Annotated in this window: 17 protein-coding genes and 1 pseudogene; 8 read left to right on the top strand and 10 right to left on the bottom strand. The window is 60.8% G+C overall.

Going from position 1 to position 22,974, the window contains the following annotated elements:
- Nucleotides 1-45 precede the first annotated feature (45 nt).
- From ACOYXI_RS13215 to ACOYXI_RS13235, 5 genes are all read left to right on the top strand, one after another.
- A complete protein-coding gene (locus ACOYXI_RS13215; RefSeq protein WP_461674937.1) occupies nt 46-1,473 on the top strand; it encodes a di-heme oxidoreductase family protein in 1,428 nt (475 codons plus the stop codon).
- 26 nt (nt 1,474-1,499) lie between these two features.
- A complete protein-coding gene (locus ACOYXI_RS13220) occupies nt 1,500-2,564 on the top strand; it encodes an imelysin family protein (RefSeq protein ID WP_096795126.1) in 1,065 nt (354 codons plus the stop codon).
- A 14-nt stretch (nt 2,565-2,578) separates the two neighbouring features.
- Complete coding sequence (locus ACOYXI_RS13225) at nt 2,579-3,679, top strand: DUF1513 domain-containing protein (protein WP_135296454.1); 1,101 nt, start codon at nt 2,579-2,581, stop codon at nt 3,677-3,679.
- Between the two features lie 282 nt (nt 3,680-3,961).
- A complete protein-coding gene (locus tag ACOYXI_RS13230; RefSeq protein ID WP_097086027.1) occupies nt 3,962-5,110 on the top strand; it encodes an efflux RND transporter periplasmic adaptor subunit in 1,149 nt (382 codons plus the stop codon).
- 13 nt (nt 5,111-5,123) lie between these two features.
- Nucleotides 5,124-8,150, top strand: a complete 3,027-nt coding sequence (locus ACOYXI_RS13235) for a multidrug efflux RND transporter permease subunit (RefSeq protein WP_225136153.1) — start codon at nt 5,124-5,126, stop codon at nt 8,148-8,150.
- 639 nt (nt 8,151-8,789) lie between these two features.
- Here the strand turns inward: ACOYXI_RS13235 and ACOYXI_RS13240 are convergent.
- The 5 genes from ACOYXI_RS13240 to colR form a co-directional block, all read right to left on the bottom strand.
- Complete coding sequence (locus ACOYXI_RS13240) at nt 8,790-9,017, bottom strand: hypothetical protein (RefSeq protein ID WP_025111684.1); 228 nt, start codon at nt 9,015-9,017, stop codon at nt 8,790-8,792.
- A 2-nt stretch (nt 9,018-9,019) separates the two neighbouring features.
- The gene (locus tag ACOYXI_RS13245) at nt 9,020-9,733 is read right to left on the bottom strand and encodes a lipopolysaccharide kinase InaA family protein (protein WP_096795130.1); all 714 of its coding nucleotides are present in this window, start codon (nt 9,731-9,733) and stop codon (nt 9,020-9,022) included.
- A gap of 4 nt (nt 9,734-9,737) precedes the next feature.
- On the bottom strand, nt 9,738-10,406 hold the full coding sequence (locus tag ACOYXI_RS13250) for a class I SAM-dependent methyltransferase (protein ID WP_098965345.1): 669 nt from the start codon (nt 10,404-10,406) through the stop codon (nt 9,738-9,740).
- Between the two features lie 141 nt (nt 10,407-10,547).
- Nucleotides 10,548-11,831, bottom strand: a complete 1,284-nt coding sequence (locus ACOYXI_RS13255) for a sensor histidine kinase (RefSeq protein WP_098965347.1) — start codon at nt 11,829-11,831, stop codon at nt 10,548-10,550.
- Nucleotides 11,821-12,504 carry a two-component system response regulator ColR gene (gene colR / locus ACOYXI_RS13260; RefSeq protein WP_007964011.1) on the bottom strand — a complete coding sequence of 228 codons (684 nt, stop codon included), beginning with the start codon at nt 12,502-12,504 and terminating at the stop codon, nt 11,821-11,823. Before colR ends, ACOYXI_RS13255 begins: the two co-directional genes overlap by 11 nt.
- Nucleotides 12,505-12,707: 203 nt before the next feature.
- On the opposite strand from colR, the gene ACOYXI_RS13265 reads away from it, so the two are divergent.
- Nucleotides 12,708-14,657: an LTA synthase family protein gene (locus ACOYXI_RS13265; protein WP_225136157.1), complete on the top strand. Its 1,950-nt coding sequence runs from the start codon at nt 12,708-12,710 to the stop codon at nt 14,655-14,657.
- Between the two features lie 259 nt (nt 14,658-14,916).
- Here the strand turns inward: ACOYXI_RS13265 and groL are convergent, their stop codons facing one another.
- From groL to ACOYXI_RS13285, 4 genes are all read right to left on the bottom strand, one after another.
- Nucleotides 14,917-16,563: a chaperonin GroEL gene (gene groL, locus ACOYXI_RS13270; protein WP_007964008.1), complete on the bottom strand. Its 1,647-nt coding sequence runs from the start codon at nt 16,561-16,563 to the stop codon at nt 14,917-14,919.
- A 51-nt stretch (nt 16,564-16,614) separates the two neighbouring features.
- A complete protein-coding gene (locus ACOYXI_RS13275) occupies nt 16,615-16,908 on the bottom strand; it encodes a co-chaperone GroES (protein WP_007916610.1) in 294 nt (97 codons plus the stop codon).
- A 258-nt stretch (nt 16,909-17,166) separates the two neighbouring features.
- Nucleotides 17,167-17,643: an FxsA family protein gene (locus tag ACOYXI_RS13280; RefSeq protein WP_096795133.1), complete on the bottom strand. Its 477-nt coding sequence runs from the start codon at nt 17,641-17,643 to the stop codon at nt 17,167-17,169.
- A gap of 65 nt (nt 17,644-17,708) precedes the next feature.
- A complete protein-coding gene (locus ACOYXI_RS13285; protein WP_461674938.1) occupies nt 17,709-18,440 on the bottom strand; it encodes a HugZ family pyridoxamine 5'-phosphate oxidase in 732 nt (243 codons plus the stop codon).
- A gap of 224 nt (nt 18,441-18,664) precedes the next feature.
- Between ACOYXI_RS13285 and ACOYXI_RS13290 the strand changes: the two are divergent.
- Nucleotides 18,665-19,362, top strand: a pseudogene (locus tag ACOYXI_RS13290) (SDR family oxidoreductase).
- Nucleotides 19,363-19,505: 143 nt separating this feature from the next.
- On the opposite strand, the gene apbC reads toward ACOYXI_RS13290, so the two are convergent.
- On the bottom strand, nt 19,506-20,600 hold the full coding sequence (gene apbC, locus ACOYXI_RS13295; protein ID WP_027612056.1) for an iron-sulfur cluster carrier protein ApbC: 1,095 nt from the start codon (nt 20,598-20,600) through the stop codon (nt 19,506-19,508).
- Nucleotides 20,601-20,921: 321 nt separating this feature from the next.
- On the opposite strand from apbC, the gene metG reads away from it, so the two are divergent.
- Nucleotides 20,922-22,973 carry a methionine--tRNA ligase gene (gene metG / locus ACOYXI_RS13300; RefSeq protein WP_098965356.1) on the top strand — a complete coding sequence of 684 codons (2,052 nt, stop codon included), beginning with the start codon at nt 20,922-20,924 and terminating at the stop codon, nt 22,971-22,973.
- Nucleotide 22,974 lies beyond the last annotated feature (1 nt).

Raw genomic sequence — 22,974 nt, forward strand, 5'->3', positions numbered from 1 at the left:
TGTTAGACTTTGCGCCTTTGTTTTCGCCCGTCCGCAGGATGTCTGATGCCCTCGCTGCCGCTTCGCTTGTCCGCACTGTTTCTGGCCCTGGGCCTGAGTGCCTGCGATGACGCCCCGCGTTTTACCAAGGCTGAGCCGGGTGAAGCGCGTTCGGGCGGAGCGGCGACTGTGCGCAAGACCGATCAGAATGCGTTCTCCCTGCCTTCGGCCAATCTGCCGCCGTCGCGCCGGGTCGACTTCAGTGTCGGCAACAGCTTTTTCCGCAGTCCGTGGGTGATCGCCCCGTCGACCACCACCGCCCGCGATGGCCTCGGCCCGCTGTTCAATACCAATGCTTGCCAGAACTGCCACATCAAGGATGGTCGTGGACATCCGCCAACGCCGGATGCGGCGAACGCGGTGTCGATGCTGGTGCGTCTGTCGATTCCCGATTCGCCGGCCTATGCCAAAGTCATCGAGCAAGTCGGCGTGGTGCCCGAGCCGGTCTACGGCGGCCAGTTCCAGGACATGGCCGTGCCCGGGGTCACCCCGGAAGGCAAGGTGCGCGTCGAGTACACCCCGGTGCCGATCCGTTTCAAGGACGGCACCGAAGTCGAGCTGCGCAAACCGGTTCTGCAATTCACTCAGTTGGGCTACGGCCCGATGCACCCGGACACGCGTTTCTCGGCCCGCGTCGCACCGCCGATGATCGGCCTCGGCCTGCTCGAAGCCATTCCCGAAGAAGCGATCCTCGCCAACGCCGCCGCGCAGGCCAAAGAGAACAACGGCATTAAGGGTCGCGTAAATCGGGTCTGGGACGATGAGTTACAGAAAACCGTGGCCGGCCGTTTTGGCTGGAAAGCCGGACAACCGAATCTCAATCAGCAGAATGTCCACGCGTTTTCCGGGGACATGGGCCTGACCACCAGCCTGAGACCCTTCGATGACTGCACCGACGCGCAAACCGCGTGCAAGCAGGCGCCGAATGGCAATGGCCCGGACGGCGAGCCGGAAGTCAGCGACAACATCCTGCGTCTGGTGCTGTTCTACACACGCAACCTCGCAGTGCCGGCACGTCGTGGCGTCAACGACGAACAAGTGCTGGCCGGCAAGAACCTGTTCTTCCAGGCTGGCTGCCAGTCCTGCCACACACCGAAATACACCACCGCCGCCAACGCCGCCGAACCTGAACTGGCCAATCAAGTGATTCGCCCGTACAGCGATCTGCTGCTGCACGACATGGGCGACGGTCTGGCCGACAACCGCACTGAATTCCAGGCCTCCGGCCGCGACTGGCGCACCCCGCCGTTGTGGGGCATCGGCCTGACGCAGGCGGTCAGTGGCCACACCCAGTTCTTGCATGACGGCCGCGCCCGCAATCTGCTCGAAGCCGTGCTCTGGCATGGCGGCGAAGCACAGCAGGCGCAGCAACAGGTTTTGTCTTTCAACGCCGAGCAGCGTGCCGCGCTGCTGGCGTTCTTGAACTCACTTTAAACACTTAAAAGAATCGGGAGCCCGACATGTTCCGTCCCAAGTTGTTGTTCACCAGCCTCGCCGCACTCGCCCTCGGCGCCTGCTCGCCGCAGGACCCGCAAGCGGTCACGTCGGCGGCCATCGCCAAATCGGTGATCCTGCCGACCTACACCCGTTGGGTCGAAGCCGACAAGCAACTGGCGGTCAGCGCCCTCGCCTACTGCCAGGGCAAGGAAACCCTGGAAACCGCCCGCGCCGACTTCCTGCACGCGCAGAAAGCCTGGGCCGAGCTGCAACCGCTGCTGATCGGCCCATTGGCCGAGGGCAACCGTTCGTGGCAGGTGCAGTTCTGGCCGGACAAGAAAAACCTCGTCGGCCGTCAGGTCGAGCAACTGGTCGTCGCCCAGCCGCAAATCGACGCCGCCGCTCTGGCCAAATCCAGCGTGGTGGTGCAGGGCCTGTCGGCTTACGAGTACATCCTGTTCGATGAAAAGCCTGACGTCGCCAACGCCGAGCAGAAAGCCAAGTACTGCCCACTGTTGATCGCCATCGGCGAGCGCCAGAAGCAACTGGCCGAAGAGATTCTGCAGAGCTGGAACAACACCGACGGCATGCTCGCGCAAATGAGCAAGTTCCCCAACCAGCGCTACGCCGACTCCCACGAAGCGATCGCCGATCTGCTGCGTGTGCAGGTCACCGCCCTCGACACCCTGAAGAAAAAACTCGGCACACCAATGGGCCGTCAGAGCAAAGGCGTGCCGCAACCGTTCCAGGCTGATGCGTGGCGCAGCCAGTCGTCGCTGACCGCGCTGGAAGCCAGCCTCGCTGCAGCCAAAACCGTCTGGGAAGGCGTCGACAACAAAGGCCTGCGCGGTCTGCTGCCGGCCGAGCAGAAACCGTTGGCGGACAAGATCGACGCCGCTTACGCCGCGTCGCTGAAACTGTTCGACAGCAGCCAGCGCTCGCTGACCGAAATGCTCCAGGACGACGCCGGTCGTCAACAACTCAACGATCTCTACGACAGCCTCAACGTCGTCCATCGCCTGCACGAAGGCGAACTGGCCAAGGCGCTGGGCATCCAACTGGGCTTCAACGCCAACGACGGTGACTGATGAGGGCAAGTGCCATGCTGCGACGCCAGGCTCTGACTTTAGGTAGTTTGCTGCTGGGAGCAGTGACACTGGGCGGCTGGACGCTGTTCAAGCGCAAGGATCAGAGCCCGTTGTTGCTCTCGGCGCGCGACGACACCGACGGCAAGCATTACGCCGTCGGTTATCGGCTGGACGGTACGCAGGTGTTCGCCACCGAGGTCGGCCAGCGCTGCCACGACATCATCAACCACCCGACGCTGCCGATCGCGCTGTTCGTCGCCCGCCGCCCGGGCACCGAGAGCTACCTGATCGATCTGCGCGACGGGACGTTGCTGCAAACCGTGACGTCGCAGCCGAACCGGCATTTCTACGGTCACGCCGTGGTGCACAAGGACGGCGAATACCTGTACGCCACCGAGAACGACACCACGGATCCGGGGCGTGGCCTGCTCGGGGTGTACAAGTTCGAAGGCGAGCGGCTGGTGCACAGCGGCGAGATTTCCACCCATGGCCTCGGCCCGCATCAGGTGTCGTGGATGCCCGATGGCGAAACCCTGGTGGTGGCCAACGGCGGGATCCGCACCGAGGCCGAAAGCCGCGTCGACATGAACCTCAACGCCATGGAACCGAGCCTGGTGCTGATGCAGCGCGATGGCACCCTGCTGAGCAAGGAAACCCTTGCGCAGCAGATGAACAGCGTGCGTCACCTGGGCATTGCCAGCGACGGCACCATCGTCGCCGGCCAGCAGTTCATGGGCGCCTCGCATGAGCGCTCCGAGCTGTTGGCGATCAAGCGTCCGGGCCAGCCCTTCGTGGCATTCCCGGTGCCAGAGCATCAGTTGCAGTCGATGGGTCATTACACCGCCAGCGTCGCAGTGCACAGCGATCTGCGGCTGGTGGCGCTGACCGCGCCGCGTGGCAATCGCTTCTTCATCTGGGACCTGGACAGCGGCGAAGTGCGTCTCGACGCGCCGCTGCCCGATTGCGCCGGTGTTGGTGCGGTGAAGGATGGCTTCGTCGTGACCTCGGGTCAGGGCCGTTGCCGCTACTACGATTGCCGCCAGGATGAGCTGCTGGCCAAACCGCTGGAATTGCCGGCGGGGCTCTGGGACAACCATCTGCACTTGATCGCATAACCCACCTGTTCTGAGTACGACTCATAACCTGTGGCGAGGGGATTTATCCCCGATCGGCTGCGCAGCAGTCGCAAAACCATCGCACACGGTTCAATTGACAGACCGCGGTTTCAGGTTTTGGGGCGGCTTCGCCACCCATCGGGGATGAATCCCCTCACCACAGGTTCAGTGTTTAGACTTCCTCACTCCGTCCTCACTGTAATAACTGCCAGTTGGAATCCCCACCTGACTCGGAGTAATGTGCCCGCCTGTCTCACCTGATTTATCCAAGGAACTGGAAATATGCTGCGTCGCCGCATGCTGATCATGTTGGGTGTTGTCTTGCTGGTCGTCCTGGTATTGGGCGGGTACAAAGCCTTTTCGATCTACACCATGATCCAGGGCTTCTCCAAACCAAAACCGCCGATCAGCGTCGCCGTGGCCCGCGCCAGCGAACAGCCGTGGCAGATGCGTTTGCCCACCGTCGGCTCGCTGAAGGCCTTGCAAGGCGTCGAGCTGAGTCTTGAAGTCGCCGGCACCGTCACCGAACTCAAATTCGAATCCGGACAGAAGGTCAAGGCCGGGCAACCGCTGCTGCAGCTCGACAGCGCGGTCGAGACCGCCCTGCTGGAAACCGCCAAGGCTGACCTGGGACTGGCGCAACTGGATTTCGGTCGCGGCAGCCAACTGGTCGACAGCCGCGCGATCTCCAAAGGCGAGTACGACCGTCTCTCCGCCGTGTTGCAAAAGAACAAGGCCACGGTCAATCAGCTCAACGCTTCGCTGGCGAAAAAACGCATCCTTGCGCCATTCAGCGGCACCATCGGCATCCGTCAGGTGGATGTCGGCGACTACCTCGCCAGCGGCACCAAAATCGCCACCCTGCAGGATCTGAGCAGCCTCTACGCCGACTTCTATGTGCCCGAGCAATCGGTGCCAAAACTGGCCATCGGGCAACCGGTGCAGATCGGTGTCGCAGCCTATCCCGGGCAGAACTTCCCCGGCGCCATCAGTGCGATCAACCCGATTGTCGAGAGCACCACACGCAATATTCTGGTGCGCGCGACCCTGGCCAACCCCGACGGCAAATTGCTGCCGGGGATGTTCGCCAGCCTCAACGTGTTGCTGCCCGATCCGCAGAAACACATCGTGGTGCCGGAAAGCGCGATCACCTACACCCTCTACGGCAACTCGCTGTACGTGGTCGGGCAAAAGAAGGCCGAGGACGGCAGCGTTGAAAAAGACGACAAGGGCCAACCGGTACTGATCGCCGAACGCCGCTTCATCGAGACCGGTGAGCGCCGCGATGGCCTGGTGATGATCAACAAGGGCGTGCAGAGCGGCGAACAAGTGGTGACTGCCGGCCAGATCAAACTGGACAACGGCGCACACATTGCCATCAGCGACGACAAGACCCTCGGCGAGCAGAACAGTCCGCCTCGCGCCGACTGATCAAGGAATCCCCATGGCTTTTACCGATCCGTTCATCCGCCGCCCGGTGCTCGCCACCGTGGTCAGCCTGCTGATTGTGCTGCTGGGTTTCCAGGCCTGGAGCAAGCTGCCGCTGCGCCAGTACCCGCAAATGGAAAACGCCCTGATCACGGTGACCACCGCCTACCCCGGGGCCAACGCCGAGACCATTCAGGGCTACATCACTCAACCGATGCAACAGAGCCTGGCGAGCGCCGAAGGCATCGACTACATGACCTCGGTCAGCCGGCAGAACTTCTCGGTGATCTCGATCTACGCGCGCATCGGGTCCAACACCGACCGTTTGTTCACCGAACTGCTGGCCAAGGCCAATGAGGTGAAGAACAAACTGCCGCAGGACGCCGAAGACCCGGTGCTGAGCAAGGAATCGGCCGACGCCTCGGCGCTGATGTACATCAGTTTCTTCAGCAAGGACTTGAGCAACCCGCAGATCACCGACTACCTGTCGCGGGTGATCCAGCCGAAACTGGCGACCCTGCCGGGCATGGCCGAGGCGGAGATTCTCGGTAATCAGGTATTCGCCATGCGCCTGTGGCTCGACCCGGTGAAGCTCGCCGGTTTCGGCCTCAGCGCCAGCGACGTGACCAACGCGGTGCGCCAGTACAACTTCCTCTCCGCCGCCGGCGAGGTGAAGGGCGAGTACGTGGTCACCAGCATCAACGCCAACACCGAACTGAAATCCGCTGAAGCCTTCGCGGCGATTCCGCTCAAGGTCAGTGGCGACAGCCGCGTACTGCTCAGTGATGTCGCGCGGGTCGAGATGGGCGCGGAAAACTACGATTCGATCAGTTCGTTCGGCGGCACGCCGTCGGTGTACATCGGCATCAAGGCCACGCCGGGCGCCAACCCGCTGGACGTGATCCGGGAAGTGCGCAAGCTGATGCCGGAGCTGGAAGCGCAATTGCCGCCCAACCTCAAAAGCGAGATTGCCTACGACGCCACCCAGTTCATCCAGGCCTCGATCGATGAAGTGGTGAAAACCCTGTTCGAAGCGGTGCTGATCGTGATTGTGGTGGTGTTCCTGTTCCTCGGCGCGTTGCGCTCGGTGGTGATCCCGGTGGTGACCATCCCGCTGTCGATGATCGGCGTGATGTTCTTCATGCAGATGATGGGCTACTCGATCAACCTGCTGACCCTGCTGGCGATGGTGCTGGCCATCGGTCTGGTGGTGGATGACGCGATTGTGGTGGTGGAGAACATCCACCGGCATATCGAGGAAGGCAAGACGCCGCTGGAGGCCGCGCTGGAAGGTGCGCGGGAAATCGCCATGCCGGTGGTGTCGATGACCATCACCCTGGCGGCGGTGTATGCGCCGATCGGCTTCCTCACCGGGCTGACCGGGGCCTTGTTCAAGGAGTTCGCCCTGACCCTGGCCGGCGCCGTGGTGATCTCCGGGATCGTCGCCCTGACCCTGTCGCCGATGATGTGCGCCCTGCTGTTACGCCACGAAGAAAACCCCAGTGGCCTGGCACACCGCCTCGACCGCATTTTCGACAGCCTCAAACGCCGCTACCAGAGCATGCTCCACGGCACATTGAACACACGGCCGGTGGTGCTGGTGTTCGCGGTGATCGTGTTGTGCCTGATCCCGGTGTTTCTCAAGTTCACCAAGTCGGAACTGGCACCGGATGAGGACCAAGGCATCATCTTCATGATGGCCACCGCCCCACAGCCGACCAACCTTGATTACCTGAGCACCTATACCGACGAATTCATCAAGATCTTCAAGGAGTTTCCGGAGTACTACTCCTCGTTCCAGATCAACGGCTACAACGGCGTGCAGGCGGGCATCGGCGGCTTCCTGCTCAAGCCATGGAACGAGCGCAGTCGCACGCAGATGCAGATCCTGCCCGAGGTGCAAGGCAAACTGGCGAGTATCCCCGGCCTGCAGATTTTCGGTTTCAACCTGCCCTCCCTGCCTGGCACCGGTGAAGGTTTGCCGTTCGAATTCGTGGTCAATACCGCCAACGACTACGAATTGCTGCTGCAAGTGGCCGACCGGATCAAGAAACGTGCGATGGAGTCGGGCAAGTTCGCCTTCGTCGACCTCGACCTGGCGTTCGACAAGCCGGAAGTGGTCGTCGATATCGACCGTGCCAAAGCCGCGCAGATGGGCGTGTCGATGCAGGATCTGGGCGGCACCCTGGCGACGCTGCTGGGTGAGGCGGAAATCAACCGTTTCACCATCGAAGGCCGCAGTTACAAAGTGATTGCCCAGGTCGAGCGACCGTACCGCGAAAACCCCGGCTGGCTGAACAACTACTACGTGAAGAACACCCAGGGCGAGCTGCTACCGCTGTCGACCCTGATCAAGGTCAGCGACCGGGCGCGACCGCGCCAGCTCAACCAGTTCCAGCAGCTCAACGCGGCGAAGATTTCCGGATTCCCGCTGGTCAGCATGGGCGAAGCCATCGACACCGTGCTGCAGATCGCCCGGGAGGAAGCGCCAGCCGGGTTTGCCTTCGACTATGGCGGCGCCTCGCGCCAGTACGTGCAGGAAGGCAGCGCTCTGTGGGTAACCTTCGCCCTGGCGCTGGCGATCATTTTCCTGGTGCTGGCGGCGCAGTTCGAGAGCTTCCGTGATCCGCTGGTGATTCTGGTGACGGTGCCGCTGTCGATCTGTGGTGCGTTGATTCCGCTGTTCCTTGGCTGGTCGAGCATGAACATCTACACCCAGGTCGGACTGGTGACCCTGATCGGGCTGATCAGCAAGCACGGGATCCTGATCGTCGAGTTCGCCAACCAGCTGCGCAAGGACAAGGGCCTGACCGCGCGCGAAGCGGTCGAGGAAGCGGCGGCAATCCGCTTGCGCCCGGTGTTGATGACCACGGCGGCGATGGTGTTCGGCATGGTGCCGTTGATTCTGGCGACCGGTGCGGGCGCCGTGAGCCGGTTTGATATCGGCACCGTGATTGCAACGGGGATGTCGATCGGCACCCTGTTTACCCTGTTTGTGCTGCCGTGCATCTACACCCTATTGGCGAAACCCGATCCGAAATAACAGCGATTTACCCTTGTGGGAGCGGGCTTGCTCGCGAAAGCGTCAGGTCAGTCAACAGCAATGCTGAATGTGCCGGCCCCTTCGTGAGCAAGCCCACTCCCACCCTTGATCGCGGCCAGCCCCCCCAATCCTTCATCCACCACAGTCCCCTGTGGCAGCGGGCTTGCTCGCGAAAGCGTCAGGTCAGTCAACAGCCATGCTGAATGTGCCGGCCCCTTCGTGAGCAAGCCCACTCCCACCCTTGATCGCGGCAAGCCCCCCAATCCTTCATCCACCACAGTCCCCTGTGGGAGCGGGCTTGCTCGCGAAAGCGTCGGGTCAGTCAACAGCAATGCTGAATGTGCCGGCCCCTTCGTGAGCAAGCCCACTCCCACCCTTGATCGCGGCAAGCCCCCCCAATCCTTCATCCACCACAGTCCCCTGTGGGAGCGGGCTTGCTCGCGAAAGCGCCAGGTCAGTCAACAGCAATGCTGAATGTGCCGGCCCCTTCGTGAGCAAGCCCACTCCCACCCTTGATCGCGGCCAGCCACAAACCTGCCATCCATCGCCGATCCCACAGGGGAATGGTGTGATCCCTGGAACACGCGCAATAAAAAAGGCCTCGCATCTGCGAGGCCTTTCATTTTGGCTTCAATCGGTTCAACTCTGTGGCCTCATCCCTTGAGAAAGTCCGAACATGAACAACAACAGATCATGGTCAGGTTTAGTGGCCACGGAGGCTTTCGCCACCCGTGGTACTGCGCAGTGAGCATCGCCTGTGGTAGCACCGATCACCTGCATGCGGGGCTGCTCCCAGGCCGCCACCGCCAATGAAGCAACTGCCAAGGCTCCAACCAAAAACAAACCTCGTGCAATTTCGAGTTTCATCGCTATAAACCTTTGATAGCGCTGCCAAACGCCGTCTCATAAAAGTAGACGAGTTTTTTCCAGTCCGTGTCGCTGAACGACGAATGGCGACGCAATTGCTTCATGTCATGGGAGGCCGCGCGATAAGCGGTCAGACGCTGACGGCATTTCTCCAGATCGATCAATGCCACTTCGACCTGAGCCGAATCACCTTCGCCGGTCACCCGTACAAAAACGTGTTTGATGTAGATACAGCTGTGCTGCCAACGGCCCTTGTGCATGCGCGCGAGGTTTTCGGCCAGGTCTTTGAGGACGCGCTCGTAAACCGCTTCGCCATATTGGGCACGGCCACCGGCGGCTTCCCACTTCTCGAGTTCGTCGAAACCGTCCAGCGACTTGGTCACCAGCAGCGCACGCCACTTGTGTTGCGGATCGGGCTGCGCACCGCAGAAGACGATTTGCGGGACGCGTACGCCGAGGCGGCTGACACCGGTCAGGGCATCCAGCTCTCGCAAGACTGTCGGCCGGCCGAAGGGATGCAGCCAACTGCGATAGATATGTCCGGTCTGGCGCTTGGCATACAGTAACTGGCCGTCACGGCCCACGACTCGTTGCACACCACTTTCCCCGCCACGGCGCACGTTGGGTTCTTCCACCCATTCACCGCGCTGGTTCCAGTAGTAGTCGAAGCGATCTTGGGGAGCGACTTCCGTTTCTGCTGCTATTTGCACCGCCATCCTGTTACCTCTTGCGTAATACGTAAACCCGCCACATGGCATAGAGCGGAATGAAGTCCAGTTGTTCCTGAATGCGAAAACCTGCCTCTTCGAACTCTTTTTCTACTGTCACAGCCGGTAACACAAACCGGTTTTGGTAACCTTCCTGCCCGCGCCGCTGTTCAGCGCGTTTGCGTTTCCAGGCCTTGAAATTACCGTCCACCCACAACGAAATGATCACGCTGTCACGGGTGACACGCTCGAATTCGCGCAAAATCGTCCGTCGATGTTCGGCTTCACCGATGTGATGCAGCAAACGCATGCAGAAAATGCTGTCGACGGCGTTATCCGGCAAGGCAATGTCGAACGCTGACGTGTGCAAAGGTTGTACCCGTTTCACCACATCAGCCGGCTGCGCCTGCATCGCGGTCTTGATCATAGACTCGGAATTGTCCGCGCCAATGATCACCCGATTGGGTTTTTCCGCCAGCAACGGCCAGAAACGCCCTGCACCACACGGCAGATCCAGAACCAGCCCCGGCTCGCCCGCCAGCGTCAACGCCTTGCGGGCCAGTTGCTCGTCCCGCCAATGTGACAACCGACGACCGAGACCGTCCTGATGCTTGCGCAAATATTTTTGTGCATGCTGGTCATCATACTTTTCGGAAAAATCGAGCTTGATCGGTCTGCTCATTTTCAGGACTCCTGAATAACTGATGCCCCTACCATAGGTAGTGGCATGTCAGCGTCAGGTCGTCCCTTTGTGAAAATTACGTCAGGTAAACCGGCAAACTATTACAGGGTTTTACAGGGAGAAAGCAATAGCGCGGGGCCATCAGCGACCGTCAGCACGGCCCAGCGTCACCTCAAAGCGGCAACCATTGGGCTGCATGGTGCTCAATGTCACCTCCCAGCCCTGGTTCTCGCAGATCCGCTGCACCAGCGACAAGCCCAGGCCCAGGCCTTCGCCGCGCTTCTCATTGCCGCGCACGAAGGGCTGGAACATGGCCTCACGTTTTTCCTCGGGAATGCCGACGCCCGAGTCTTCGACGACGAAGCCGTTGTCGTTGAGCGTCAGGCGGATGAAGCCCTGCTCGGTGTAGTGGCAGGCGTTGCGCAACAAATTGCCCATGACCGCGCTGAGCAGAGTCGCGTTGAAGCGAGTGTCCGGCGGATTGCCCGGCTCGAACATCAGCCGCAGCCCTTTCGATTCGATCGGTTCACGCCAGATACTCAACAGGCCATCGGCCACCTGACTGATGTTCTGCTGCGGCGCCGAACCGGCGTCTTCACGCTGGGCGCGGGCGAGCATCAGGAAGGTCTGCACCAGTTCGCGCATTTCTTCGCTGGCGCGGGCGATGCGCTCGACCTGGGCACGACCGCGTTGATCCAGCCCCGGATTTTCCAGCAGCAGTTCACAGGAACTGGCGAGCACCATTAACGGCGTGCGCAGTTCGTGGCTGACGTCACTGGTGAACAGCCGCTCGCGGGTCAGCGCCTGACGCAGACGACCAAGCGTTGCATCGAACGCCACCGCCAGTTCGCCGACTTCGTCAGCCGCATAGTCCGGCGCCAGTGGCGGCGCCAGACCGAGCAACTGATCGCGATGCCGTACTTGCCGTGCCAGGCGCACCACCGGCGCCATGACCTTGCGCGCCAGCACCCAGCCGAGGAATACGGCCAGCGCCAGACTGAGCACAAAGCCCACCAGCACCACGGCAAACAGCACGCGCTCGCGCTCTTCGAAATCGCTTTGATCCTGCAGCAGCACGTAGCGGCGACCGTCGACGATCTCGACCATCGCGTGATACGACAGCTGCTCGCGGAACACTTCGTGGAACCCCGCATCGAGGTGACGCAGATCCTTGGGCAGCTCGAAATCACCCGGTCCGCCGCTGAAATAGAACAACTGGTCCGGTTCCGGGCGATGGCTCCAGTCCGAGACGTTGTCCATCAGCAGCAGACGCTGCAGGTCGCCGCCCAGCCCCGCCGAAATCAGTTTTTCCTCCACCAGGTGCACGGTCGCCACGATGCCCATGGCGAAGGCCCCGGCCACCAGCGCACTCATCAGCGCAAAGGCGATGATGATCCGCTGGGAAAGGCTTTGCTTAAACTCCATCACGCCCCTCGGCCAGGCGGTAACCCACGCCGTGCACGGTTTGCAGCAACGGCTTGGCGAATGGCTTGTCGATCACCTGACGCAATTGGTGGACGTGGCTGCGCAGGCTGTCGCTGTCCGGGCAGTCATCGCCCCACAGCGCTTCTTCGAGAATTTCCCGGCGCAGGACATGCGGACTCTTTTGCATCAAGACTGCCAGCAGCTTGAGGCCGACCGGGTTGAGCTTGAGCAGCTTGCCCTCGCGGGTCACTTCCAGCGTGTCGAGGTCGTAGGTCAGGTCACCGACCTGCAGCGCGCGACGGCCGCCGCCCTGGGTGCGACGCATCACGGCTTCGATGCGTGCCGCCAGTTCCGACAGGGCGAACGGTTTGACCAGATAATCGTCGGCCCCGGACTTGAAGCCCTGCAGCCGGTCGTCCAGTTGATCGCGGGCGGTGAGCATGATCACCGGCGTATCGCGTCGGGCGTCTTCACGCAGGCGCTTGCACAGGGTGTAGCCGTCGATCCCCGGCAGCATGATATCGAGCACGATCAGGTCGTAATGCTCGGTGGCAGCCAGATGCAGGCCCGACAAGCCGTCCTGGGCGCAATCGACGGTATAGCCTTTGAGCCCCAGGTAATCGGCCAGGTTGGCCAGGATATCGCGGTTGTCTTCGACCAATAGAATTCGCATTGGCATCTCCTCCGTACACAGTTACGGCCGTCATGGCCCGCGCAGCTTAAGGCCAACGCCGTTTCAGGGCTAGGGCCGGCAGGCACGCCGATCCATTTGCCTAACCAAATTAAATATTTAACAAAGTTTTCACTATGGATTCACAACCTGATTACAGTGGCGCCGTGACACTCGCGCGCCATTGATATAAGGAAAACGAGACAATGGACCCTTTCAAGACTGCGCCCATGCGCTTTCTGCTGCTCATCACCGGCGCCTGGCTGGTCATCTTTCTTCTGACTCGAGCGGTACTGCTGCTGACTCATCTGGATGAGGCCGGCGGCTTCGCCCTGTCGGTATTTGGCATCGGCGCGCTCTACGACCTGGGTTTCCTGGCCTATGCGGCATTGCCGATGGGCTTGTACCTGCTGCTCTGCCCGCCGGGCCTGTGGCGGCGTCGTGGACATCGCGGGTTCCTGCGCGCCCTGCTGACCATCAGCCTGTTCGCCATGCTGTTCGTGGCGGTGGCTGAATGGCTGTTCTGGGACGAGTTCGGCGTGCGCTTCAACTTCATCGCCGTCGATTACCTGGTGTATTCCGACGAAGTGCTGAACAACGTCCTCGAGTCGTACCCGATCGGCAAACTGCTGAGCCTCCTCGCAGTGCTGGCCGTGGTGATCAGCTTTGCCTTGGGCAAGCCGTTCAATGCTGCCATGAATGCCCCGCTGCCAGCGCTGCGCGGGCGTCTGCTCAGTGCCTTGGGCCTGTTGATCGTCGCGGGTCTGAGCCTGCAACTGCTCAGCCAGGACGCCCCACGTGCCCAGGGCGGCAACGCCTACCAGAACGAACTGGCCAGCAACGGCCCGTATCAGTTCTTCGCCGCGTTCCGTAACAATGAACTCGACTACACCCAGTTCTACAAGAGCCTGCCGGCGGAAAAAGTCGCCAGCCAGATCCGCGCCGAGCTGAGCGAAAGCGACGCGCGTTTCATCGGCAAGGATCCACAGGACATTCGCCGGGTGATCGACAACCCGGGCACCCCGCGCAAGCCGAACATTGTACTGGTGACCATCGAGAGCCTCAGCGCCAAGTACCTGGGCAGCAATGGCGACGGTCGCAACCTGACGCCAAACCTCGACGCGTTGCGCAAGCAGAGCCTGTACTTCAATAACTTCTACGCCACCGGCACCCGCACCGACCGCGGTCTGGAAGCGATCACCCTGGCCATCCCGCCGACGCCAGGCCGCTCGATCGTCAAGCGCATCGGCCGTGAAAGCGGTTTCGCCAGCCTTGGCCAGCAGTTGAGCGCGGTGGGTTACGACAGCGTGTTCGTCTACGGCGGACGCGGCTACTTCGACAACATGAACGCGTTCTTCAGCGGCAACGGCTATCGTGTGGTCGATCAGAGCAGCGTCGATGAAGCCGAGATCCACTTCAAGAACGCCTGGGGCATGGCCGACGAAGATCTGTACCGCCAGACCCTGAAACTGGCGGATGCCGACTACGCCAAACAGCAGCCGTTTCTGCTGCAACTGATGACCACCTCCAACCATCGCCCTTACACCTACCCCGACAACCGGATCGACATCAAATCCGGCAACGGCCGTGACGGCGCGGTGAAGTACACCGACTATGCGATTGGTCAGTTCCTGGAGCAGGCGCGGCAGAAGCCGTGGTTCGACAATACGATCTTCATCTTCGTCGCCGACCACACCGCGGGCAGCGCCGGCAAGGAAGACTTGCCGATCAGCAACTATCAGATTCCGCTGTTCATCTACGCGCCGAAAATGATCGAAGCCCGCGAAAGCGCGCAACTGGCCAGCCAGATCGATCTGGCTCCGACGCTGCTGGGCTTGCTCAACCTGGATTACACCTCGACGTTCTTCGGTCGCAACCTGCTGCAGGACAACCCGCTGCCACCGCGCGTGGTGGTCGGCAACTACCAGCATCTGGGTCTGTTTGATGGCAAGGATCTGGCGATCCTCAGCCCGCGCCAAGGCTTGCGCCGGCATGACGACGCGCTGACCGAGAGCCGCGAGTCGCGGGTCAGCAGTGACGATCCGCTGGTCAGCCGGGCGATTGCGTATTACCAGGCGGCCAGTTATGGCTTCAAACAGCAGTTGCTGAGCTGGAAGCCGGCGAAGGACAGCACTGTCCAGGTCAGCGAACAGTAACCGTCAATAGAAACGCCCCGGGCTGATGCACCGGGGCGTTTTTTTTGCGCAACCGGTTATCACAGGAAATACAGATCCCAATGTGGGAGCGAGCCTGCTCGCGAATGCTGTGCATGCGTCACAGCTGTAGTGACGGGGTGATTGCTTTCGCGAGCAGGCTCGCTCCCACAGGGGACGGTGTGAAGCTTGAAATCCAGGCAATAAAAAACCCCGCCTGCTCAGCGCAGGCGGGGTTTTTCGTTACAGGGGTAAGGCTGGCTTACATCATGCCGCCCATGCCACCCATGCCGCCCATGTCTGGCATACCGCCGCCAGCCGAGCCTTCTTTCTTCGGTGCATCAGCAACAGCCGCTTCGGTGGTCAGGATCAGACCGCCGATCGAGGCTGCAGCTTGCAGAGCGGAACGGGTTACCTTGGTTGGGTCCAGGATGCCCATTTCGATCATGTCGCCGTATTCGCCCGAAGCAGCGTTGTAACCGAAGTTACCTTTGCCGTTCTTCACTTCGTTGACGACTACGCTTGGCTCGTCACCGGAGTTGGCAGCGATCTGGCGCAGCGGCGCTTCAACAGCGCGACGCAGTACAGCGATACCGACGTTCTGGTCAGCGTTGTCGCCGGTCAGTTCGGTCAGGGCTTCCAGAGCACGGATCAGCGCAACGCCACCGCCAGGTACCACGCCTTCTTCAACGGCTGCACGGGTTGCGTGCAGGGCGTCTTCAACGCGGGCCTTCTTCTCTTTCATTTCAACTTCGGAACCAGCGCCAACCTTGATCACTGCAACGCCGCCGGACAGCTTGGCCAGACGCTCTTGCAGTTTTTCACGGTCGTAGTCCGAGGAAGTCTCGGCAACCTGGGCGCGGATCTGAGCGATACGGGCTTCGATGTCGCCTTGTACGCCAGCACCGTCAACGATGATGGTGTTTTCCTTGGACAGGGTCACGCGCTTGGCGTTACCCAGGTGCTCCAGGGTGGTGCTTTCCAGGCTCAGGCCGATCTCTTCGGAGATCACGGTACCGCCGGTCAGAACGGCGATGTCCTGCAGCATGGCCTTGCGACGGTCGCCGAAGCCTGGAGCCTTGACGGCTGCAACCTTGACGATGCCACGCATGTTGTTCACGACCAGAGTCGCCAGGGCTTCGCCTTCAACGTCTTCGGCAACGATCAGCAGTGGACGGCCGGCTTTGGCAACGGCTTCCAGCACTGGCAGCATTTCGCGGATGTTCGAGATCTTTTTGTCGACCAGCAGGATCAGCGGGCCGTCGAGCTCGGCAACCATGGTGTCCGGCTTGTTGACGAAGTACGGGGACAGGTAGCCACGGTCGAACTGCATGCCTTCTACAACCGACAGTTCGTTTTCCAGGCCCGAGCCTTCTTCAACGGTGATCACGCCTTCTTTACCGACTTTTTCCATGGCTTCGGCAATGATGTCGCCGATGGAGTTGTCGGAGTTGGCGGAGATGGTACCTACCTGAGCGATAGCCTTGGTGTCAGCGCATGGCTTGGACAGGGCTTTCAGCTCTTTGACGATCGCGATGGTCGCTTTGTCGATACCGCGCTTCAGGTCCATCGGGTTCATGCCGGCAGCGACGGCTTTCAGGCCTTCGTTGACGATCGATTGAGCCAGAACGGTAGCGGTGGTAGTACCGTCACCAGCGTCATCGTTGGCACGGGAGGCAACGTCTTTGACCAGCTGCGCGCCCATGTTTTCGAAGCGATCTTCGAGTTCGATTTCCTTGGCGACGGAAACGCCGTCCTTGGTGATGGTCGGAGCGCCGAAGCTCTTCTCGAGAATCACGTTACGGCCTTTCGGGCCCAGGGTCGCTTTTACCGCGTCAGCCAGAACGTTGACGCCTTTGAGCATCTTGGAGCGAGCGGCATCGCCGAACTTAACTTCTTTAGCAGCCATGATCGATATTCCTTAAATACTTTGTAGTAACGGGAAAATGAACGGGGGGTATCAGCCTTCGATAACAGCGAGGATTTCGTTCTCGCTCATTACCAGCAGGTCTTCGCCGTCGACTTTCACAGTGTTGCTGCCGGAGTAAGGACCGAACACAACCTTGTCGCCTTCCTTCACGGACAGTGCACGCACTTCACCGTTTTCCAGAGCCTTGCCCGGGCCTACAGCGAGAATCACACCGTGGTTGGCTTTTTCAGCAGCCGAACCTGGCAGGACGATACCGCCAGCGGTTTTCTTTTCTTCTTCGCTGCGACGGATGACGACGCGGTCATGCAGAGGACGAAGCTTCATTGTCGATCTCTCCTAATTGTGGTTTTCATCGGCCGGTGTAGTCCCGGCGGGTTTAACAAATCCGGCCTGCGCCGGTTGCGGTTCGTCGAGCAAACCGCGGAAGTCTGTCCGGCTTGAATGCCGGAAACCTTTCGGTGACCGATACATAAGGGCGCATAAGCTTATTACAAGGGCGGGGGCAGAAAATTTTTCATCAATTGCCCCTTGAATGCCGCGCATAAACAAACGGCACCCGAAGGTGCCGTGTCGAAGCAGGGGTTACTTGCTGTCGCGATGTTCGAACTCGCCTTCGATCACATCACCCTCGCGGCCCAGAGGCTGGCGCGGTGCAGGACCGCCACGGGGTTGCAGGTCGTCGGCGAAGGCCCGCTGACGGATCGCCTGTTCTTCGGCGCGCTGACGCATTTTATTGGCCAGCAGACGACGGGTGAACGGCAGCAGCATCACCAGACCGACCACGTCGCTGATGAAGCCCGGCAGGATCAACAGGCCACCGGCCAAGGCGAGCATCAAGCCTTCAAGCATGGTCTGTGCGGGCAACTCACCGCGATTCAGGCTTTCACGGGCACGCAGTGCCGTGGCCAGACCGGCGACGCGCAGTACGAACACACCAAACATCGAGCCGAGAATGATCAGCAGCAGGGCCGGGAAAAACCCGATCGCCCCTGCCACTTTGACGAATACGAACAGCTCCAGCACCGGAAACAGCAGAAAGAGCAACAAAAAAGGGCGCATCAAAGATTCCTCAACGCAAGAAATGCCTTGCAGTAAGCCTTAGATGACGTCGCCCTTTCGTGAATTCAAGCGTCGGCCACCGCATTTTTTGGCCAGACCTCGGCGTGAGCCAGAGAAACCAAGGCTTCGCGCACTTGTATCGGCGTATGACAAAGCGCTGGAAACGGCAGCCAATACAGTGCCTGACCGATGCGCAAGTGCATGCCTTCGCTGTCGATTCCGGCCAGTTGCGCCGGTACGGTTTTCGGCAACCCGCTGAGCTCCACGTAGTGGGCGATGGCTTTGGCGTGATCGCTGTTCATGTGCTCGACCATGCTGATTTCCGCCTTGCCGGCAAACGGGTTGGCCAGGGTCAGCTGATCGATCCAGTGAATCGCGCCGAAACCGCCGATGTAGCGATGACGCACCGGGTTGAGCACCCAGAAATCAAAATCGTGGGCCTTGTGATAGTTCTGCGAGTCGGGGAAATACCGGTAGTAACGTTCGGCGGCGGCTTCGATGGCAGCCGGGTCTTCGAGCTTCTGCGCTTCGGCCAGATAGGTCAGGCGACCAACGGCCTGCACGTCGTCGGCCTCGCGCTCGCCCACCAGCAGCGAACATTTCGGGTCCTTCTGCAGGTTGTGGGTGTGCTGGGCGATGCGGCTGATCAGGATCAGCGGGCGGCCCTGCTCATCCAGGCAATACGGCACCACTGAGCCAAACGGGAAACCGGGCATCGATTTGGAGTGGGTGGACAATACGCCACGGTATTCCTTGAGAAGCAATTCTCGGGCATTCTTGGCCGCTTCAACGCTCAATTTATGACTCCTTAAATAGAATCCGTCGAAAAAACGGACAGGCGCCTGGGGATAAGTCCCGGTCACGCCATCGGGCAATGCTCATGTGCAATCCGGCCATAACCGGTACGGATTGAGCGTCGCCAATAACAAAAACCACTCAGACCGGCTATCGGGGCATGCGAATGCAACTCAACGACAAAGTAATCATTATCACCGGCGGTTGCCAGGGTTTGGGCCGTTCCATGGCCGAGTATTTCGCCGGCAAAGGCGCGAAGCTGGCCTTGGTGGATCTCAATCAGGAAAAACTCGACGATGCGGTGGCCGCCTGCAAGGCCAAGGGCGTCAGGCGCGCAGCTATCTGTGCAACGTGGCCAATGAAGAACAGGTTGAGCACATGGTCGCGCAGGTTGCCGAAGATTTCGGCGCGATCCATGGCCTGATCAACAACGCCGGGATCCTGCGTGATGGTCTGCTGCTCAAGGTCAAGGACGGCGAAATGACCAAGATGAGTCTGGCCCAGTGGCAGGCGGTAATCGACGTCAACCTGACCGGCGTGTTCCTGTGCACCCGCGAAGTGGCGGCGAAAATGGTCGAGCTGAAGAACAGCGGCGCGATCATCAATATTTCTTCGATCTCCCGTGCCGGTAACGTCGGCCAGACCAACTACTCTGCCGCCAAGGCTGGCGTGGCCGCAGCCACTGTGACCTGGGCCAAGGAACTGGCGCGTTATGGCATTCGCGTGGCAGGCATTGCGCCGGGCTTCATCGAAACCGAGATGACCTTGGGCATGAAGCCGGAAGCGTTGGAGAAGATGACCTCGGGAATCCCGCTCAAGCGCATGGGCAAACCGGAAGAGATCGCCCATTCGGCGGCGTACATCTTCGAGAACGACTACTACACCGGGCGGATTCTGGAGATGGATGGCGGCTTGCGGATCTGACTGGCAATACAAAAACCAGTGTGGGAGCGGGCTTGCTCGCGAAGGCGGTGGGTCAGACAACATTTTCGTCGACTGACACACCGCCTTCGTCGGAACGCCGCCCGGAGCAAGCCCGCTCCCACAGTTGATTGTGTTTCAGGCTATCAATCGTCGCTGATGCTGATGTTAGGCATCGCCGGCGTCGCCGCTTCCTGCAACACAATGCGCGCGCCGACGTGGCGGGCCAGTTCCTGATAGACCATCGCGATCTGGCTGTCCGGTTCGGCGATCACCGTTGGCTTGCCGCCATCGGCCTGCTCGCGGATCAGCATCGACAGCGGCAGCGAGGCCAGCAGTTCGACGCCATATTGGGTCGCCAGCTTTTCGCCACCGCCCTCACCGAACAGATGCTCGGCATGTCCGCAGTTCGAGCAGATGTGCACGGCCATGTTTTCCACCACGCCCAGCACCGGAATGTTGACCTTGCGGAACATTTCCACGCCTTTGCGCGCGTCCAGCAACGCCAGATCCTGCGGGGTAGTGACGATCACCGCACCGGCCACCGGGACTTTCTGCGCCAGGGTCAACTGGATGTCGCCGGTACCTGGCGGCATGTCGATCACCAGATAATCCAGATCGCCCCACGCGGTTTGCGTGACCAGTTGCAGCAGTGCGCCGGAGACCATCGGCCCGCGCCAGACCATCGGCGTGTTGTCGTCGGTCAGGAACGCCATCGACATGACTTCGACACCGTGGGCCTTGAGCGGCACGAACCACTTCTGATCCTTGACCTCGGGGCGGGTGCGCTCGGGGATGCCGAACATGATGCCCTGGCTCGGGCCATAGATGTCGGCGTCGAGAATCCCCACCTTGGCGCCTTCACGGGCCAGCGCCAGCGCGAGGTTGGCCGCCGTGGTCGACTTGCCCACACCACCCTTGCCCGAAGCCACGGCGACCACGTTCTTGACGTTGGCCAGCCCCGGGATCTGCGCCTGGGCCTTGTGCGCGGCGATCACGCTGTTGACCTCGACCTTGGCGATCGTCACCCCATCAAGATTTTCGATGGCCAGCTGCAGCAACTGTGCCCAGCCGCTCTTGAACAGACCGGCGGCGTAACCGATTTCCAGCTGCACGTTGACGCGATCACCGACGATCTCGATGTGCTTCACGCAACCGGCGCTGACCGGGTCCTGGTTCAGGTAGGGGTCGGTGTATTGGCTGAGGACGGCTTCCACCGCTGCGCGAGTGACGGCACTCATGGGCAACTCCGATAACAAGACTGGGAAAAGATGGCGGGTATCGTACGCTGGACGCAGATTTGTGGCGAACTGATTACTTGAGCAAGTCAGCACCTGTGGCGAGGGGATTTATCCCCGATCGGCTGCGCAGCAGTCGCAGAACCATCACCCGCGGTGTACCTGATAGGCCCTGATATCGGGTTTGGGGGCGGCTTCGCCACCCATCGGGGATGAATCCCCTCGCTACAAATGCTCTCAAAGTACCCAGCGGCACAGGGTGAAAAATATGCGCCAGCGCTTTATAGTGGCCGACCTCCGTTTCATCAAGTAGCGAAGCCCCACATGTCCGAACCACGCAAGATCCTCGTCACCAGCGCCCTGCCCTACGCCAACGGTTCGATTCACCTTGGCCATATGCTGGAATACATCCAGACCGATATGTGGGTGCGCTTCCAGAAGCATCGCGGCAATCAATGCATCTATGTCTGTGCCGACGACGCCCACGGTTCGGCGATCATGCTGCGCGCGGAAAAGGAAGGCATCACCCCGGAACAACTGATCGCCAACGTGCAGGCTGAACACAGCGCCGACTTTGCCGAGTTCCTGGTCGACTTCGACAACTTCCACTCCACTCACGCCGAAGAAAACCGTGAGCTGTCGAGCCAGATCTATCTGAAGCTGCGTGACGCCGGGCACATTGCCCAGCGCTCGATCACCCAGTATTTCGATCCGGAAAAGAAAATGTTCCTGGCCGACCGCTTCATCAAGGGCACCTGCCCGAAATGCGGCACCGAAGACCAATACGGCGACAACTGCGAAAAATGCGGTGCGACCTACGCGCCAACCGATCTGAAGGATCCGAAGTCGGCGATCTCCGGCGCCACTCCGGTGCTCAAGGATTCCCAGCATTTCTTCTTCAAACTGCCAGACTTCCAGCAGATGCTGCAGACCTGGACCCGCAGCGGCACCTTGCAGGACGCCGTGGCCAACAAGATCGCCGAGTGGCTGGACGCCGGCCTGCAGCAGTGGGACATCTCCCGCGATGCGCCGTACTTCGGTTTCGAGATCCCGGGCGAGCCGGGCAAGTATTTCTATGTATGGCTGGACGCGCCGATCGGCTACATGGCCAGCTTCAAGAACCTCTGCAACCGCACGCCGGAGCTGGACTTCGACGCGTTCTGGGGCAAGGACTCCACCGCCGAGCTGTACCACTTCATCGGCAAGGACATCGTCAACTTCCACGCCCTGTTCTGGCCTGCCATGCTCGAAGGCGCCGGTTTCCGCAAGCCGACCGGGATCAACGTGCACGGCTACCTGACCGTCAACGGCCAGAAGATGTCAAAGTCCCGTGGCACGTTCATCAAGGCGCGTACCTACCTGGATCACCTGTCGCCGGAATACCTGCGTTACTACTACGCGGCCAAATTGGGCCGTGGTGTCGATGACCTCGACCTGAACCTCGAAGACTTCGTGCAGAAGGTCAACTCCGACCTGGTCGGCAAAGTGGTCAACATCGCCAGCCGTTGCGCCGGTTTCATCCACAAGGGCAACGGCGGCCTGCTGGTCGACAACAATGCCGCGCCAGAGCTGACCGAAGCCTTCCTCGCCGCGGCGCCAAGCATTGCCGACGCCTATGAAGCGCGCGACTTCGCCCGCGCCATGCGTGAAACCATGGCCCTGGCCGACCGCGCCAACGCCTGGATCGCCGACAAGGCCCCATGGTCGTTGAACAAGCAGGAAGGCAAGCAGGATGAAGTCCAGGCGATCTGCGCCACCGGCATCAACCTGTTCCGCCAGCTGGTGATCTTCCTCAAACCGGTGCTGCCGCTGCTGGCCGCCGACGCCGAGGCATTCCTCAACGTCGCCCCGCTGACCTGGAACGACCACACCACGCTGCTGGCCAACCATCAGCTCAATGAATTCAAGCCGTTGATGACCCGCATCGACCCGGTGAAAGTGCAAGCCATGACCGACGCCTCGAAAGAAGACCTGACCGCCAGCCAGACCGACACCGGCGCTGCCGCGCCTGCGGGCAACGGCGAACTGGCCAAGGATCCGCTGTCGCCGGAAATCGACTTCGACACCTTTGCTGCTGTCGACCTGCGCGTGGCTTTGATCGTCAAGGCTGAACACGTAGAAGGTGCGGACAAGCTGCTGCGCCTGACGCTGGACATCGGTGACGAGCAGCGCAACGTATTTTCCGGGATCAAGAGCGCTTACCCGGACCCGTCGAAACTCGACGGTCGCCTGACCATGATGATCGCCAACCTCAAGCCGCGGAAAATGAAGTTCGGTATTTCCGAAGGCATGGTGATGGCCGCCGGCCCTGGCGGTGAAGAAATCTACCTGCTGAGCCCGGACAGCGGCGCCAAGCCGGGTCAACGCATCAAGTAAG

It is taken from the genome of Pseudomonas sp. G3-19, from assembly GCF_054855875.1.

What these genes read in the sequence shown, in the direction of transcription:
- ACOYXI_RS13215 (WP_461674937.1), top strand. Translation starts at nt 46, where the DNA reads ATGCCCTCGCTGCCGCTTCGCTTGTCCGCACTGTTTCTGGCCCTGGGC.
- ACOYXI_RS13220 (WP_096795126.1), top strand. Translation starts at nt 1,500, where the DNA reads ATGTTCCGTCCCAAGTTGTTGTTCACCAGCCTCGCCGCACTCGCCCTC.
- ACOYXI_RS13225 (WP_135296454.1), top strand. Translation starts at nt 2,579, where the DNA reads ATGCTGCGACGCCAGGCTCTGACTTTAGGTAGTTTGCTGCTGGGAGCA.
- ACOYXI_RS13230 (WP_097086027.1), top strand. Translation starts at nt 3,962, where the DNA reads ATGCTGCGTCGCCGCATGCTGATCATGTTGGGTGTTGTCTTGCTGGTC.
- ACOYXI_RS13235 (WP_225136153.1), top strand. Translation starts at nt 5,124, where the DNA reads ATGGCTTTTACCGATCCGTTCATCCGCCGCCCGGTGCTCGCCACCGTG.
- ACOYXI_RS13240 (WP_025111684.1), bottom strand. Translation starts at nt 9,017, where the DNA reads ATGAAACTCGAAATTGCACGAGGTTTGTTTTTGGTTGGAGCCTTGGCA.
- ACOYXI_RS13245 (WP_096795130.1), bottom strand. Translation starts at nt 9,733, where the DNA reads ATGGCGGTGCAAATAGCAGCAGAAACGGAAGTCGCTCCCCAAGATCGC.
- ACOYXI_RS13250 (WP_098965345.1), bottom strand. Translation starts at nt 10,406, where the DNA reads ATGAGCAGACCGATCAAGCTCGATTTTTCCGAAAAGTATGATGACCAG.
- ACOYXI_RS13255 (WP_098965347.1), bottom strand. Translation starts at nt 11,831, where the DNA reads ATGGAGTTTAAGCAAAGCCTTTCCCAGCGGATCATCATCGCCTTTGCG.
- colR (WP_007964011.1), bottom strand. Translation starts at nt 12,504, where the DNA reads ATGCGAATTCTATTGGTCGAAGACAACCGCGATATCCTGGCCAACCTG.
- ACOYXI_RS13265 (WP_225136157.1), top strand. Translation starts at nt 12,708, where the DNA reads ATGGACCCTTTCAAGACTGCGCCCATGCGCTTTCTGCTGCTCATCACC.
- groL (WP_007964008.1), bottom strand. Translation starts at nt 16,563, where the DNA reads ATGGCTGCTAAAGAAGTTAAGTTCGGCGATGCCGCTCGCTCCAAGATG.
- ACOYXI_RS13275 (WP_007916610.1), bottom strand. Translation starts at nt 16,908, where the DNA reads ATGAAGCTTCGTCCTCTGCATGACCGCGTCGTCATCCGTCGCAGCGAA.
- ACOYXI_RS13280 (WP_096795133.1), bottom strand. Translation starts at nt 17,643, where the DNA reads ATGCGCCCTTTTTTGTTGCTCTTTCTGCTGTTTCCGGTGCTGGAGCTG.
- apbC (WP_027612056.1), bottom strand. Translation starts at nt 20,600, where the DNA reads ATGAGTGCCGTCACTCGCGCAGCGGTGGAAGCCGTCCTCAGCCAATAC.
- metG (WP_098965356.1), top strand. Translation starts at nt 20,922, where the DNA reads ATGTCCGAACCACGCAAGATCCTCGTCACCAGCGCCCTGCCCTACGCC.